Genomic DNA, 14,047 nt, shown 5'->3' with positions numbered 1-14,047 from the left:
GGCAGTGATGGGCGCGCTGGTCGGGCTGGGCGTCGGCATCGGGCTCCTGCTCGTCTGGAGCGCCTTCGTCCTGCCCCGCCGGCCGCGCGACGCCGCTCCGACCTCACGTCGTACGTCGGACCTGCTGGCGCGAGCCGGCCTCGGCCAGGTCTCCGTGGCGGGGTTCGTGGTGCTGTGCCTGGTCTGCGGCCTCGCCACGACGCTGGTGATGCAGGTCGTCTCCGGGACGCCGCCGGTCGCGCTCGCCTTCGGCTTGATGGGCGGCTACCTGCCGGTGGCGGTCGTGTCCGGACGGGCCCGGCGCCGCCAGGCGGAGCTCGCCGAGGTGTGGCCGGAGGCGGTCGACAACCTCACCTCCGCCGTACGCGCCGGCATGTCCCTGCCTGACGCGCTCGCCGGGCTGGCCGTGCGCGGACCGGCGCCGCTGCGGGAGGCGTTCGACCAGTTCGCGCTGGACTACCAGGTCACCGGTCGCTTCGGTGAGTCCCTCGACCGGTTGAAGGTGCGGCTCGCCGACCCCGTCGGTGACCGGGTCGTCGAGGGGCTGCGGATCGCCCGCGAGGTCGGCGGCGGCGAGCTGGGCCGGCTGCTGCGCAACCTCTCGACCTACCTGCGCGAGGACGCGCGGACCCGCTCGGAGATGGAGGCCCGTCAGGCCTGGACGGTCAACGGCGCCCGCCTCGCGGTCGCATCGCCCTGGCTCGTGCTGCTCCTGATGTCGTTCCAGTCCGACGTCATCCACCGCTACGCGTCGCCGGTCGGCGTCTTCGTGCTCGCGCTCGGCGCCGGCCTGTGCCTGGTCGCCTACCGGCTGATGATGCGCATCGGCCGGCTTCCCGTCGAACGCCGGATCCTGTCGTGAGCCCGGCGATGTGGGGTGCCCTCCTCGGTGCCACGACGGCCGCCGGGCTGCTCCTGGTGGCCGCTCGCGTGCGGACCATCCGGCGCCCGCAGCTCGCCGTACGCGTGCTGCCCTACCTGCGCGACCTGCCCCTCCTGGACGACGCCGGGCCGCGGGTCGCACCGGCCCCGACCTCGGCGGCCGTCGGGGTCTTCGGGCCGCTGCTGCGCTCGGCGGCCGACACCGTCGAGCGGGTGCTGGGCGGTGCCACGTCGGTACGCCGCCGCCTCGAGCGCGCCGGGATCGACAAGACCGTCCACGAGTTCCGGGTCGAGCAGGTGGTCTGGGGCCTGGTGGCGTTCGCCGTCACGGCTGCCGTAGCGCTGCTCCGGGTGCTCACGCACCCCGGCTCTGTCGTGCTGTGGCTGCTCGCGTGCGCGATCGCCTTCGTCGCCGGCGTGCTCGCCCGCGACACCCACCTCACGTCCCAGGTGCGCACCCGGGAGCGCAAGATCCTCGCCGAGTTCCCGACGATCGCCGAGCTGCTCGCGCTGGCCGTGGCGGCGGGGGAGAGCCCGGTGATGGCGCTGGACCGCGTCGTACGACGCAGCGGCGGCGAGCTCTCGCGCGAGCTCGGCCAGGTGCTCTCGGCGGTCCGCACCGGCGAGCCCGTCAGCAGCGCCTTCGACGCGATGGCCGCGAGCAGCGGCCTGCCGATCGTGTCCCGCTTCGCCCAGGGCGTCGCGGTCGCGGTCGAGCGCGGCACCCCGCTCGCCGACGTGCTGCACGCGCAGGCCGCCGACGTACGCGATGCCGGACGCCGCGAGCTGATCGAGACCGCCGCCCGCAAGGAGGTCCTGATGATGGTGCCCGTCGTCTTCCTGGTGCTGCCGGTGACCGTGCTCTTCACCTTGTTACCAATAAGGGTGTCAAGCGAGCGTTTGCGCTTGGCCCAGGAGCGGTTCCGCCGAAACAGTGCACGCATAGTGCCTGGCGCTGACATGATGTGTGTGTCTACGCCTAACCGGCATCGGGCCTGAGGGCGGGATGAACCACCAGTCAGCCGGATAGCTTTGCAAGGGCGAAGTTCGCCACAACCAACAGAAAGGAAGGATGCAAATGATGGATCGTCATCAATGTCCCTCCTCATGGAGGGGTTGCTAACAGAAAGAATGCGGGGCGGAGTAGCCCTGCATGCAGGAGGTACAACTGGACCGACCAGCCAGGTCGGTCTGTCTCCAGTTAGTAGCTAGCAAAGAGTCAACATTACCGCCGGCTTTGTCCCTCACTGATTCGAGAGTGGGGGACACTTCTTTTTACGTTGGGAGTTCGGTGCTCATCTCAGTGCAGGTTCCTTTTATGGACTTGCGCACCTTCCATCCCGATTATTCTCGGCTCCGCTTGGCGCGTCCGCAGTGGCCCCTCCCTGTAATCGGGCACGAGTTTGTCCGCAGGTTTGGAGTCGTCCAGCGCCACCCGCAGGGAGGAATCAAGCCGTGGTCGGGGGAGGAGTACTTCTGCGACGCGTCCCGCACGCTGACTTTCGCGGCCTCACCCGCTCGGCAATCAAAGTATCGACTCACCCCCACCTCGCGGCGACTATTCACCAACGGTCGCGTTGGCCGTGTCGACGTTGAACTCCGTGCTCCTTGGGACAGTGATTGCGTCGCAGTGGCATCGGCGGCCGCCAGCCTGAGGGTTCGAGTCCGGGGTAACAGTTCAAGTCTCCTGTCGCGATCGGGCGGTCCTCTGGCGCAGGCCTACGAACGAGCGTCCACACCGGTCGACTCCACTGACACTGGAGGAGACGGAAGGCGTCGAGGTCTGGTTGTGCCGACTGCACCGCTCGCGCTCGTCGAACTGGGCAACGGACGAAGCCTGTTGCCTCCGTCCGCCATGGAAGACCCGAGAGCTGGGCTGCTTCTCGAGCACCACTGGGTGCGCGAAGGTGCCGACGAACTGCCCGTCTGGGTGTTGAGTCACGGACCGCAGACGCCCCGAGACTCCATTCGGCGGGTGCGCGCCCACGCCATGCGTCTCCACTGCGAGCTGGAGGGTTTCGCAGCGGTCTTGCGGGCGTGCCGGCTTGGCGTGCTGGATCCCGCAGGTCCGGAGTCGCTTCGGACTTACCTGCTGGAAGTGGCGAAACGCCTCCTCCGGCAGGAATACGACGGCATGCCGCAAGCGTCGCTGCTTCAATACGTCGCACAGAAGACAAAGATAGATAACGAAGGGCGAATGTCTTCGCTCGAAGAAGCATTCTCTGACGTTAGCCCGAGCCTGCGTCGCATGGTGCGAGACGTGGCTGCGCTGACCGAATCGCTTGGCCCCGAGAAAGTCCAGATCAACTTTGTATCCGATGGAGGAAGTCTCACAATGGGTGATAACAACATTGTCGGCAGCGGCAACAGTGTTGGAAGCAATAACGTCAAGGTCGGCGACAACAACACGGTAAGCGGAGTTGTTGGCAGCAACAACGATCTGCGAAACAACACGTTTGGGGACGCTTCTAGCGGTGCGACTGCGATCGACCTTGCCGATCAACTGGTCGACCAGCTGCGCAGTCTGGGTGCACAGCTGACCGGCGGAGAGTTGGATCTCGCCGAGACCGTCGCTGAGCAACTGCGAACGGAGAACCCTCCGGTTGATCGCATCAAGCGATTCCTGAAAAGCATCCTCGACGGAATTCGGACGATCGGCGTGTCGGCTGCTCCAGCAGTTGCGACCATCGCGTCGATCCATGAACTCCTTGGCTGACGGAGGCTGGTCTGCGGCATCCAGCTAGCTCGTGGGGGTATGACCCGCTGCGACCGGCAACAGCACCGGCGCGTGATAGCACGCGACGTTCTGCCACAGTTTTGAACTCAGCGGGAGTTTGCAGCACACGAACGGGCAGCGGCCCCGGTCCGACGAACCGGGGCCGCTGCTTCGCTACCTCAGGCCGCTCGCCAGGAGCAGATCCGCAGGCTGTCGAGGTTGTTCCACCGGGTGCAGTCCGGTGCGGAACGGAGCGATCCCCGACCGCACGGGCAGTTGTACTTGTGAACGGCGGCCCGGTTGCCGAACTGGTCTTCGGTGTAGAACCGCTCACCTCTGTCCATCGCGCGGTAGACCTCCGAGACGGTCATCCGGCTGTTGGCGGCGGCGGGGTCGGAGCCGACCCCCACGGCGGTGATGTGACCCGACGTGGTGCATCCAGTCTGCTCGCAGCAGACGATTCGTGTACTCATAGCGGTATGTCAGACCGAGCGGTCGAGCACGTCTCGACGACCCTGGGTTGGCCCAGGGAGTGACGAGACGTGCCCTGCCGTTGTAGCCTGCAGATCACACCAGAACCGGCAAGTTTGGTGTCTACAGACCCCAGCGGCTGACCTCTCTCCCCTAGAGCTGAGAGGTTCCCAGCCCTGGGGTTCTGTCCTTTCTAGGGCTCACCGTACACGATGGATGGCCAGCACGCGACCATCTGTGCCCGCAGGAGCCCTTCTCGGGCCCCCTGGAGGCCCCAGCAGGCCCTCGGCGGAGCCCGAGTCCACGGAGAACGTCATGGGCTCCCAGAACGGCTTGTTTGTAAACAGTCCGCCGACAGAGTGCAAGACAGTTATCCACAGGAGCCTGTGGAAAACTACCCTCAGAGTGTCGGTGCCGTGTGGTATAAGGCGAAGCTGCCGCTCTCGGTGGAAGGTCACCCAATCCTGCGCCGGCCACTGGGGGAGGTTCAGATCTCATCGCTGGAGGCGGGTGTACGACGCGCCGAGCGTCCTCGGTGTCGCTGACAGCCGTGCGGGATGTTCGCTGCCTGAACTTGATTCTGACCGCGACAACGCCGACTTGACAGTGTTTCGACGACGAGAACTCCGGACTGCCTTTTCTGGTGGAAACGCCTGGAAGGCCGTCAGATCGCCTCTGAGGAGATCCGGCCCGACTGGTGACCGGCTGTGGGGCGATTCGCTTCTGGATACTCAGGCCCAGATCGAATCGTGCTGCTCTTCCGCAGTGCACAGCGGCGTATGACTTGCAGGCCGAGGCGAAGAACTTCCACCACAAACGGCAAGCGGCGCTGTCGATGCATAGCAGAGTCAGCAGACCGGCGATCGAGAAAACGGACGTACTCGGATGTCCGAGCAGACGTGGAAAACTTCGAGACCTTCTCGAAGAAGCTCAACATCAACGACCTAGTTTGCGTACGGCATGTGGATGAAAGGGGTGTGATTCGACTGCACACCCTGTGGATACGCCGATTCACAAGGACGAGATCTGCAAGTCCAGATCGGAGCGGCGTGGGACTCCCGTACACGGCAGATCTGCAACGAGTAGACCGTGAACCTAGAGACCAAGAGATCTGGAGACCGGTAGACCGGTAGACGGGTAGACGGGTAGACGGGTAGACCGGTCATCCGTAAGACAGTAGGAGAGAAGGACCGTAGAACGTATCGGTACTAGATTCGGCTCTCTGAAAGACCTATACGTGTATTACTTGGTCTGGTGGTGTACTCGCTACTGGACCTTGGGTGGGATCGACAACCGGTACTCGCTTGCACGCCGCGTCGCACCTGCGCCCTTGGAGACCTGCGTGACCCAACCCCGGTTCCGCAGTTCCTTGAGTGCTTGGAAGACCGTTGCGCGGCTCCGCCCGGTCACGCGCACCACGCGTGCTGCGGTTGGACGGATACTCGTACCGTCACCGTCGGCATACGTCGACAGCGCGAGAGCAACATGCTGCGCCGTAGGGGTCAGACCCTCCGCAATCGAGCGTTCGAGCAAGGCTTTCTCCCAGTCCCACTTCGAGGCGAAGCGGCCGGCGATCGCCTGCGAGTCAGGATCGGACATGTGTTCGCGGACCTGCCTCTGCGATCGATCGAACCCGGGGTTGCAGTGTCGATGATCTCAGATTGGCCCGACTCGCCCGCTGGAGGGATCTAGCGATCATTCATCGAGCTCATCCGGTCCGAGGGCTTCGATCTTGGCGGCGTCTCGACGATCAACCAGTTCCGTCGCGCGGACCACACTGTTCGGATTGGTTCCGGAGATCAAGGGACTGAGCCGCTTCTCGCTCCGCGCCCAGATGGTCACCTGCTTGTCGATCGGCACGTTGCGTCGACGCTCCCGCGGGTGCAACTCGATCTCCACGATCGACTTGATCGTTAGTCGCTTTGCGGGCAGTGACAGGGCTAGAAAACCTTGGATGCGCGCTGCCGCCAAGGCTGCAGCTGTACGCGCTTCTCCCTGGGTCCGGGCAAGCTGATCTTCCAGTGAGTCGCGTTCACCGCCGATCGACTCGAGAGCGCGGAGCCACGCCTGTTCGTTGATCCGGCCGAGCCCGAAACGCTCAGTGATGGTGGCTTCTCGTCGGTCTAGCTCGGCGAGATCGGCCATTAGCGCGTCCTGGTCCGCGTGGCCGCCGCTGGCGGGCAAGATCGCACGGCTGGCGAACACCTCATGCGCGGTGAGGGCTTCGAGAACGAAGGCATCTGCTTCGTCGCGGAGCGTGCTCAGATGATCGCCTTCACTGCTGGAACATTTGTAGACCTTCTTGCCGTTGCTTGAGCCCGCCACCACCGTCGAGCTGCATCGAGCGCATCTCGCGATCCCAGACAGCAGGTTTTGAGGCGTTCTGCCCGGACTGTGGTTGGTCCGTCGATCGGGTTGGCGGAGTAGCGCCTGCAACTGACGCAGGGTGTCCTCCGACAGGATGGGCTCCCAAGCCCCTGGTCCGATCTCGTCGCCCCGGTACGTGAGAATTCCCGCGTTTACCGGATTCAGAAGGATCGTCTTCACGCCGTTGTGGGTCCACCCGTCCGCGCCCTTGCTGCTTCGAGGTGTCGTGATGCCCGAGTCGCGCCACGCGCGCGCGATACTCTTGAGGCTCGCACCTGCCAGCACGTCGTCTGCGGCCTTTCGGATCATCGCTGCTTGCTCGGGAATCACTCGCTTCTCGAGGTCGTACCCGAACGATGCCCACCCGCTTGTCCATGGTTTTCCGGCTGCCCGCCGTTGTGCATTCGCTCGCTTCTGGCGCGCCCCTTTGCGATCTACCTCACCGCGTGCGATCGCTGACATGAAACGCGCATGCATCCTGCCGTCGTCCGTGGACAGGTCGTACTTGCCGGTCACCGTCGCGATCTGCACGCCCGTGGTCTCCGATAGCTCGATGAACATCTCCATGTCGAGCGGACGCCTGGTCATTCGGTCGATGTGGTAGCAGACGACGACATCGACCTCGCGGTTCTTGATTGCCTCGATGACTGCTTCCCACGCTGGTCTGCGTACCTTGCCGTAAGCACTGATGGAGTTGTCGCTCTCGTACCGGACGACCTCCCAGCCGTTGCGGCGCGCAAGATACTCGCAGTCCTCGCGTTGGCGTGTGACACCTGCTTCGTCGCCAGTCGCATCCCGTGAGATCCGGGTGTAGATCAGGGCGCGCATCGGGCGGTTCGACGTCATCACAGCAGACACTCTAGCCCTATAAAGGTAACTAGGTGTTCGCCTTCTGGCCCGGTGTCGTGGGCCTCTCCCTGACCACTCCCTGAAACCGAAAGGACGGGACCATGGAACACCTCATCCTCGCGCTGACGAGGACCTACCTGGCGGTGGTGTCGCCGCGCCCGCGCGACGAACGCGGCGACGTGCCCGGCTGGGTGATGATCACCGTGATGACCGCCGGCCTCGTCGTCGGCATCACCGCGATCGCCGGCCCGGCGCTGCAGGACATGGTGTCCAACGCGCTCAACAAGGTGAAGTAGTGCCTCGGCGCGATCGGGGTCAGCGCGGGTCGGCGGTCGTCGACTTCGTGCTGGTCCTGGTCGTGCTGGTGCCCGTCTTCCTCGGGATCCTCCAGGTGGCGCTGGTGCTGCTGGTGCGCAACACGCTCGCGTCCGCCGCCTCCGAGGGAGCGCGGTACGCCGCGACGCTCGACCGCGGACCCGAGGACGGAGCCGCACGGACCCGCGACCAGATCGACGGCGCGATCTCGGGCCGGTTCGCCGAGGACGTCTCCGCCCGGCCCGCGAGCGTCGACGGTGCGCCGGGCGTCGAGGTGACCGTCCGCGCCGTGGTGCCTGCCCTCGGGATCGGCGGCCCGGGCATCGCGCTCGAGGTGACCGGTCACGCCGTGGAGGAGCAGCCGCCATGACTCGGCGGCATCGCGGCGAGGACGGCAGCGCTCTGGTCGAGCTGAGCTGGCTCGGCATCCTGCTGCTGGTCCCGCTGCTGTGGATCGTCGTCTCGGTCTTCGAGGTGCAGCGCGGTGCGTTCGCGGTCTCCGGCGCGGCCCGCGCCGCCGGTCGTGCCTACGCCCTCGCGCCCACCGACGCCGAGGGTCGCGCCCGGGCCGAGGCGGCCGCTCGTCAGGCGCTGTCGGACCAGGGCGTCGACGATGCCCCGCTCGACGTCGAGATCACCTGCTCGCCGTACCCCGACGACTGCCACGCCGGCACCTCGGTGATCACGGTCGTGGTCTCGTCGCGCGTCGACCTGCCGCTGATGCCGGCGATGCTCGGCGGTGACGCGCCCAGCTTCGCGCTCGACTCGACGCACTCGGTGCCGATCGGTCAGTTCCAAGAGGTGAAGGCCGAAGATGCGGCGCCGTGACGAGGACGGCCAGACGACCGTCCTGATCGTCGGCTTCGCACTGGTCCTGGTGATGGCGGTCGCGATGGTCGTCGACGTGTCCGCGGCCTACCTCCAGCGCCAGGGCCTCGACACGGTCGCCGACGGCGCGGCTCTGCGCGCCGCCGACCTCGGCGCCACCGGCGAGGAGGTGTACGCCGGCGGCGTGCCCAGCGGGCGGCTCGACCTCAGCGTCGAGCGGGTCCGCGGGTCGGTGCGCGAGTTCCTCGCCGGCTCGGGGGCGTACGCCGACTACCCGGGCCTGTCGTTCGACGTCGACGTCGACCGCGCGACGGCCACCGTCACCGTGCACGTCACCGCGCCGCTCGACCTGCCGCTGACCGTCCCCGGGTCGCCCGACGTGGCGACCATCGGGGCGACCGGGTCGGCCGTGGTCATCGCCCAGCGGTGAGCGCCGGGTCGAGGTCGGCGTACCGGTGGAACCACGGCTGCGCCTCCTCCAGCTGGGCGGCCAGCCGGAGCAGGAGGCCGTCGGAGGCGAGCGGGCCGACGAGCTGGACGCCGAGGGGCAGGCCGGTGGTGGTCCAGTGCAGAGGCACCGAGATCGCGGGCCGGCCGGTGAGGTTGGCCAGCTGGGTGTAGGGCACCCAGCCGAGGTTGTCGGTGATCAGCTGGTCGAGGATCCCGGTCGCGTTGAGCAGCTTGCCGGCGTGCACCTTGGCGATGACCCGCGAGGCCCGCTGGAGCATCGCGGGGGTGTCGACGGAGCCCACCTCGAGGGGCGGCTTGGCCAGCGTGGGGGTGAGCAGCAGGTCGTAGCGCTGGTGGAAGTCGTCGAGCGCACGGATGTGCAGGTTGATGTTGTCGAGCGCGGCGAAGAGGGCACCGACACCGGCGGCCCGACCGATCTCGGCCACCGCGAGGCTGTCGGCGGCGAAGGCGCTGTCGGGCGAGCCGAGGCGCTTCTTGATCGCGCTGATCTGGCCGTGCAGCTGGGCGAACCAGATGGTCAGGAAGTCGCGGGCCAGCGCGTCGTCGTCGTGCGGCGGCTGGACGGCCTCGACCTCGTGGCCGAGCGCGGTGAGCAGCTCGACGGCGCCCTCCATCGCGGCGATCGCCTCGGGGTCGGGGCTCGGGTTGATGGCCGAGGAGGCGGTGTACCCGATCCGCAGGCGCTCGGGCGGCCGGGTCAGCTCCGGCAGGAACGGCGCCGCGGCTTGGGCGACGTACGCCGCGTAGCGCGTCGGTGCGCCGACGATGGCGTCGAGCAGCGCGGCGCTGTCGCGGACCGTGCGGGAGACGACGCCCTGGGTGACCATGCCGAACATCGACTCGCTGCCCTGCGGGCCGTACGGCGTGAAGCCGCGGCTGAGCTTCAGCCCGACCAGGCCGTTGCAGGCGGCCGGGATGCGGACCGAGCCGCCCCCGTCGTTCGCACCCGCCGCGGGCACGATGCCGGCGGCCACCGCGGCGCCGGAGCCGCCGGACGAGCCGCCCGGGGTGTGGGCGACGTTCCACGGGTTGCGGGCGCGACCCAGCAGGTCGTCCTCGGTGATGCCCTTCGCGCCGAACTCGGGGGTGTTGGTCTTGCCGAAGATCACCAGGCCGGCGTCGAGGAAGCGCTGGGTGACCAGAGCGTGCTCGTCGGCCACGTCGTCCGCCAGCGCGTGCGAGCCGCTGCTGGTGGGGAAGCCGGCGTACTCCTGCGCGAGGTCCTTGACCAGGAACGGCACGCCGGCCATCGGTCCGTCCAACGTCTCGACGGCGCGCGCGTCCGCCACCTCGTCCAGCGTCCGGACGATCGCGTTGATGTGCGGGTTGACCTGGTCGGCGCGCCGCCGGGCCAGGGCCAGCAGCTCGGCGGCCGTCACCTGCTTGTCGGCGACCAGGGCGGCCAGGGCGGTGGCGTCGGAGGCGAGGTACTCGTCCAGGTTCACGCGACGAGACTAGGGCGCTCGCGAGCGGGTAGGGGAGTGTTCTCCGGACCTCGGGAGGTCGTCTTGTCCTCGGAACCCCGTCGCACGCTCGCCGCTTTCGTCGCGGCCGCCCTCGCCGTACTGCTCCTCTCGTCGCCCGTCCAGGCGGCGACGCCCGCGGAGAGGTACGCCGACGCCGCGTTCGCGGCCACCAACCAGCAGCGCGCCGGCCACGACCGGGTGCGGCTGCGGGAGGGCGCGTGCCTGACCGGCTTCGCCGAGCGGTGGGCGCGCCACATGGCGCGCACCGGCCGGCTCGTGCACCAGGACCTCCAGCCGATCGCGCGCCGGTGCGGGCTGCGGATGGCGGGGGAGAACATCGCCTACGGCTACTCCAGCGGGCGCAGCGTCGTGAACCGTGGCTGGATGCACTCGGAGGGCCACCGGGAGAACATCCTGCGACCGTCGTACCGCCTGATGGGCATCGGTGCCGCGCGCGACCGGCACGGCCGGTGGTGGACCTCGCAGGTCTTCGGCCGGCGCTGAGGACGCCATCGACGGCTGCAGTGGCGACAGCACCGCCCGCGCTGGGTTAGGTTCCGTGCGTGGCCGAGGCTGGGGGAGCACGTCCGACGATCGTGGTGGTCGACGACGCGGCGGAGGTGCGGGCGCTGGTGCGCACCCGGCTCCGTCTGTCGGGCCTGCTCGAGGTGGTCGGTGAGGCCGGCGACGGTGCGCACGCGCTCGAGGTGGTGCGCGAGCTGAGGCCCGACCTGGTGCTGCTCGACGTCTCGATGCCGGTGATGGACGGGCTGGGTGCGCTGCCGCGCATCCTCGAGACGTCGCCGGAGACCCGGGTGGTCATGTACAGCGGCTTCCAGGAGCACGGCCTGGCCCACCGCGCGATCGACCTCGGCGCGACCGCCTTCCTGGAGAAGTCCACCGACCTCAACACCCTCGCCGACGACCTGGTGCGCATCCTGGCCGACCCCGACGCTCCGCGTGCGACCCGCGCTCCGGAGGCTGCCGCGGTCGACGGCGACGAAGAGCGCCGGGTGCTGCGCGAGCACCTCGAGCGCTTCCGGGAGGTCTTCGAGGACGCCGCGATCGGGATGGCGACGGTGACGCTCGCCGGCCAGGTCGTGCGCGCCAACCGCTCCCTCGCCGGGATCTTCGGTCGCTCCGTCGACGACCTCGTCGGCACGTCGTACGCCGAATTCGCGACCGACGCGCGGGCTGCCTTCGACGACCTGCTCACCGGGATCCTGCTGGGGACCGAGGCGGTCGGCCAGCTCGAGCACACGGTCGTGGGCGTGGAGGATCGGCGGGTGGTCGCGACGTTCGCGCCTGTCCTCGACAGCAGCCACCGGCCGCTCTACCTCTTCGCCCAGGTCCAGGACGTCACGTCCCAGCGCGGGGCCGAGGAGGAGCTGCGGCGCAGCGAGCTGCGCTTCCGGCTCATCGTCGACAACGTCGAGGACTACGCGATCTTCATGCTCTCGCCCGAGGGCCTGATCGAGAGCTGGAACGCCGGCGCCCAGCGGATCAAGGGCTACACCGAGCAGGAGATCGTCGGCCGGCACTTCCGCACGTTCTACCCGCCCGAGGTCCAGGAGTCCGGACACCCGGAGCACGAGCTCGAGCTCGCGCTGCGCGACGGCAGCTACGAGGAGGAGGGCTGGCGGGTCCGCAAGGACGGCAGCCGCTTCTGGGCCAACGTCCTCATCACCGCGGTCCACGACCTCGACGGCCGCCACGTGGGCTTCGCCAAGGTCACTCGCGACTTCAGCCAGCGCCGCGTGCAGGACGAGGAGCTGCGGGCCAGCGAGGAGCGATTCCGCCTGCTCGTCGAGCACGCGGCCGACTACGCGATCTTCATGCTCAGCCCCGAGGGCACGGTGGCGAGCTGGAACAGCGGCGCGCAGCGCACGAGCGGGTACGCCGCCGACGAGATCATCGGCCGGCACTTCCGCACCTTCTACCCGCCCGAGCAGCAGAACTCGCGGCACCCGGAGCACGAGCTCGAGGAGGCCCTGCGCGAGGGTCGCTACGAGGAGGAGGGGTGGCGGGTCCGGCAGGACGGCAGCCGCTTCTGGGCCACCGTCGTCATCAGCGCCGTCCGCGACTCGCAGGGCCGTCACGTCGGCTTCGCCAAGGTCGTGCGGGACATCACGGAGCGCCGGGTGGCCGCGGCCCAGCTCGAGGAGGCCAACGCCCGGCTCCAGCAGGCCGCCGACGAGCAGGCCCACTTCCTGGCGGTCACCGCCCACGAGCTGCGCACGCCCGTCGGCGTCCTCGGTGGTACGGCGGACCTGCTCGCCGCCCACTGGAGCGAGCTCGAGGAGACCGAGCGTGCCGAGCTCCTCGACGGGCTCAGCTCGAGCGCGACCCGGCTGCGCCGGCTGCTCGACGACCTGCTGACCGCGTCCCGGCTGCAGCGCAGCAAGCTAGACCTCCAGATCGCCGAGGTCGACGTCGCGCAGGTCGTCTCGACCGCCGTCGCGACGGCGCAGCGCGCGCACCCCGGGGTCGCGATCGACGCCGACCTCGAGCCGGGCCTGATGGTCGACGGCGACGCCGGCCGGCTCGGCCAGGCCGTCGACAACCTGGTCACCAACGCGCTCAGCCACGGCGCGCCGCCGGTCGTCGTCACGGCGCGGTTCGACGGCGCCGACGTGCTGGTCACGGTGCAGGACTCGGGGCCGGGGGTCTCGCCGGAGATGCGGGAGCGGCTCTTCGAGCGGTTCGCGACCGGACGCAGCGCCGGCGGCACCGGTCTCGGCCTCTACATCGTGCGCGAGCTCGCCCGCGAGCACGGCGGCGACGCGACGTACCGACCGCCGACCGGCGACGGACCGGGCGCCTTCGAGATCCGTCTGCCGCGCGCCACGACGTGAACACTCGGGCCTGATTCCTGTCTCCATCCAGCCGGACGCTCTAGGCTGCGGTCGTGCCGATCCGCGTCCTCCTGGTGGACGACGTCGTTGAGGTACGCCGACTGGTCCGCACCTCCCTCCGTTTTCGGGGCGGTTTCGAGGTCGTAGGAGAGGCGGCGGACGGTGCCGAAGCCGTCCGGCTCGTCGCCCAGCTGCGTCCTGACGTCGTCGTTCTCGACCTCGGCCTGCCCGACATCGCCGGGCAGGAGGTCCTCGCGCGCATCCGTGCTGAGGCGCCGGCGACCAAGGTCGTCGTCTTCTCCGGGCTCGAGACGGTCGACCGCGCCTGGATCGACGCCAACGCCGAGGGCTACGTGCTCAAGGACGCCGACCTCGGCTACCTGGTCGACCTGCTGGAGTCGGTCGGCCGGGCCAACGACGCGGAGGCCGTGCTCGACCTGCCCAACGACCTGAGCAGCGTGTCCCTGGCGCGCCGGTTCGTGCGCACCACGCTCTCCGACTGGGGCATCGAGGAGCCGCTCGACGACGCCCAGCTGGTGGTCAGCGAGCTGGCCGCCAACGCGCTGACCCACGCGGACTCGTCGTACCGCGTGCGCCTCACGACCAGCGGGGCCGCCCTCCGGATCGAGGTCGAGGACGGCGGTGTCGGCACGCCCGAGCCGCAGCCGCTGACCGAGGACGAGGAGCACGGCCGCGGCCTGCACCTGGTCGGCGCCCTGGCGGCGTCGTGGGGGATGGACGCCGGCGAGACCGGCGGCAAGCGGGTCTGGGCCGAGCTGCCGATCACTGCCGAGTAGGCCGCTCGCACGCCGACCCGTAACCTTGAC

At 68.6% G+C, this 14,047-nt stretch carries 14 protein-coding genes; 10 read left to right on the top strand and 4 right to left on the bottom strand.

Annotated elements, in window-relative coordinates; all coding sequences use genetic code 11:
* Positions 1–7: 7 nt before the first annotated feature.
* The 3 genes from ACFPYL_RS22435 to ACFPYL_RS22425 all read left to right on the top strand — a co-directional run bounded on the left by ACFPYL_RS22435 (position 8) and on the right by ACFPYL_RS22425 (position 3,598).
* A complete protein-coding gene (locus ACFPYL_RS22435; RefSeq protein WP_379159813.1) occupies positions 8–862 on the top strand; it encodes a type II secretion system F family protein in 855 nt (284 codons plus the stop codon).
* Positions 859–1,881 carry a type II secretion system F family protein gene (locus tag ACFPYL_RS22430; RefSeq protein WP_379159810.1) on the top strand — a complete coding sequence of 341 codons (1,023 nt, stop codon included), beginning with the start codon at positions 859–861 and terminating at the stop codon, positions 1,879–1,881. The genes ACFPYL_RS22435 and ACFPYL_RS22430 overlap by 4 nt, the downstream gene beginning before the upstream one ends.
* 790 nt (positions 1,882–2,671) lie before the next feature.
* Complete coding sequence (locus ACFPYL_RS22425) at positions 2,672–3,598, top strand: hypothetical protein (RefSeq protein ID WP_379159807.1); 927 nt, start codon at positions 2,672–2,674, stop codon at positions 3,596–3,598.
* Positions 3,599–3,777: 179 nt separating this feature from the next.
* Here the strand turns inward: ACFPYL_RS22425 and ACFPYL_RS22420 are convergent, their stop codons facing one another.
* The 3 genes from ACFPYL_RS22420 to ACFPYL_RS22410 all read right to left on the bottom strand — a co-directional run bounded on the left by ACFPYL_RS22420 (position 3,778) and on the right by ACFPYL_RS22410 (position 7,282).
* The gene (locus ACFPYL_RS22420) at positions 3,778–4,071 is read right to left on the bottom strand and encodes a hypothetical protein (RefSeq protein ID WP_379159804.1); all 294 of its coding nucleotides are present in this window, start codon (positions 4,069–4,071) and stop codon (positions 3,778–3,780) included.
* A gap of 1,264 nt (positions 4,072–5,335) precedes the next feature.
* Positions 5,336–5,668 carry a hypothetical protein gene (locus ACFPYL_RS22415; RefSeq protein WP_379159802.1) on the bottom strand — a complete coding sequence of 111 codons (333 nt, stop codon included), beginning with the start codon at positions 5,666–5,668 and terminating at the stop codon, positions 5,336–5,338.
* Between the two features lie 96 nt (positions 5,669–5,764).
* On the bottom strand, positions 5,765–7,282 hold the full coding sequence (locus ACFPYL_RS22410; protein ID WP_379160889.1) for a recombinase family protein: 1,518 nt from the start codon (positions 7,280–7,282) through the stop codon (positions 5,765–5,767).
* Between the two features lie 104 nt (positions 7,283–7,386).
* On the opposite strand from ACFPYL_RS22410, the gene ACFPYL_RS22405 reads away from it, so the two are divergent.
* The 4 genes from ACFPYL_RS22405 to ACFPYL_RS22390 are packed head-to-tail and all read left to right on the top strand — an operon-like array spanning position 7,387 to position 8,858.
* Positions 7,387–7,581 (top strand): hypothetical protein, encoded by a 195-nt coding sequence (locus tag ACFPYL_RS22405; protein ID WP_379159800.1) that lies wholly within the window; start codon positions 7,387–7,389, stop codon positions 7,579–7,581.
* Complete coding sequence (locus ACFPYL_RS22400) at positions 7,581–7,970, top strand: TadE/TadG family type IV pilus assembly protein (RefSeq protein ID WP_379159797.1); 390 nt, start codon at positions 7,581–7,583, stop codon at positions 7,968–7,970. The genes ACFPYL_RS22405 and ACFPYL_RS22400 overlap by 1 nt, the downstream gene beginning before the upstream one ends.
* Positions 7,967–8,428, top strand: coding sequence for a hypothetical protein (locus ACFPYL_RS22395; RefSeq protein ID WP_379159794.1), 462 nt, complete (start codon positions 7,967–7,969; stop codon positions 8,426–8,428). Before ACFPYL_RS22400 ends, ACFPYL_RS22395 begins: the two co-directional genes overlap by 4 nt.
* Positions 8,415–8,858 carry a pilus assembly protein TadG-related protein gene (locus ACFPYL_RS22390; RefSeq protein ID WP_379159791.1) on the top strand — a complete coding sequence of 148 codons (444 nt, stop codon included), beginning with the start codon at positions 8,415–8,417 and terminating at the stop codon, positions 8,856–8,858. The genes ACFPYL_RS22395 and ACFPYL_RS22390 overlap by 14 nt, the downstream gene beginning before the upstream one ends.
* On the opposite strand, the gene ACFPYL_RS22385 is transcribed toward ACFPYL_RS22390, so the two are convergent.
* On the bottom strand, positions 8,842–10,344 hold the full coding sequence (locus ACFPYL_RS22385; RefSeq protein ID WP_379159788.1) for an amidase: 1,503 nt from the start codon (positions 10,342–10,344) through the stop codon (positions 8,842–8,844). The genes ACFPYL_RS22390 and ACFPYL_RS22385 overlap by 17 nt on opposite strands.
* A gap of 63 nt (positions 10,345–10,407) precedes the next feature.
* Here ACFPYL_RS22385 and ACFPYL_RS22380 point away from each other — a divergent pair, with 63 nt between their 5' ends.
* Genes ACFPYL_RS22380 through ACFPYL_RS22370 form a run of 3 tightly spaced genes read left to right on the top strand, consistent with a single transcriptional unit; the run spans position 10,408 to position 14,017 of the window.
* Positions 10,408–10,869, top strand: a complete 462-nt coding sequence (locus ACFPYL_RS22380) for a CAP domain-containing protein (protein WP_379159785.1) — start codon at positions 10,408–10,410, stop codon at positions 10,867–10,869.
* Positions 10,870–10,928: 59 nt separating this feature from the next.
* Positions 10,929–13,220 carry a PAS domain S-box protein gene (locus ACFPYL_RS22375; protein ID WP_379159782.1) on the top strand — a complete coding sequence of 764 codons (2,292 nt, stop codon included), beginning with the start codon at positions 10,929–10,931 and terminating at the stop codon, positions 13,218–13,220.
* Between the two features lie 53 nt (positions 13,221–13,273).
* On the top strand, positions 13,274–14,017 hold the full coding sequence (locus ACFPYL_RS22370; RefSeq protein ID WP_379159779.1) for a response regulator: 744 nt from the start codon (positions 13,274–13,276) through the stop codon (positions 14,015–14,017).
* Positions 14,018–14,047: the final 30 nt, after the last annotated feature.

Origin of the sequence: Nocardioides hankookensis, assembly GCF_042658885.1 — a bacterium.
Lineage (GTDB): Bacteria > Actinomycetota > Actinomycetes > Propionibacteriales > Nocardioidaceae > Nocardioides > Nocardioides hankookensis.
Note: the sequence above shows the minus strand (reverse complement) of the source record. Positions and strands in the feature narration are given on the sequence as shown.

Bases quoted from the DNA above. Each gene is read 5' to 3' on its own strand.
- ACFPYL_RS22435 (WP_379159813.1), top strand. From the start codon at position 8: ATGGGCGCGCTGGTCGGGCTGGGCGTCGGCATCGGGCTCCTGCTCGTC.
- ACFPYL_RS22420 (WP_379159804.1), bottom strand. From the start codon at position 4,071: ATGAGTACACGAATCGTCTGCTGCGAGCAGACTGGATGCACCACGTCG.
- ACFPYL_RS22415 (WP_379159802.1), bottom strand. From the start codon at position 5,668: ATGTCCGATCCTGACTCGCAGGCGATCGCCGGCCGCTTCGCCTCGAAG.
- ACFPYL_RS22410 (WP_379160889.1), bottom strand. From the start codon at position 7,282: ATGACGTCGAACCGCCCGATGCGCGCCCTGATCTACACCCGGATCTCA.
- ACFPYL_RS22405 (WP_379159800.1), top strand. From the start codon at position 7,387: ATGGAACACCTCATCCTCGCGCTGACGAGGACCTACCTGGCGGTGGTG.
- ACFPYL_RS22395 (WP_379159794.1), top strand. From the start codon at position 7,967: ATGACTCGGCGGCATCGCGGCGAGGACGGCAGCGCTCTGGTCGAGCTG.
- ACFPYL_RS22390 (WP_379159791.1), top strand. From the start codon at position 8,415: ATGCGGCGCCGTGACGAGGACGGCCAGACGACCGTCCTGATCGTCGGC.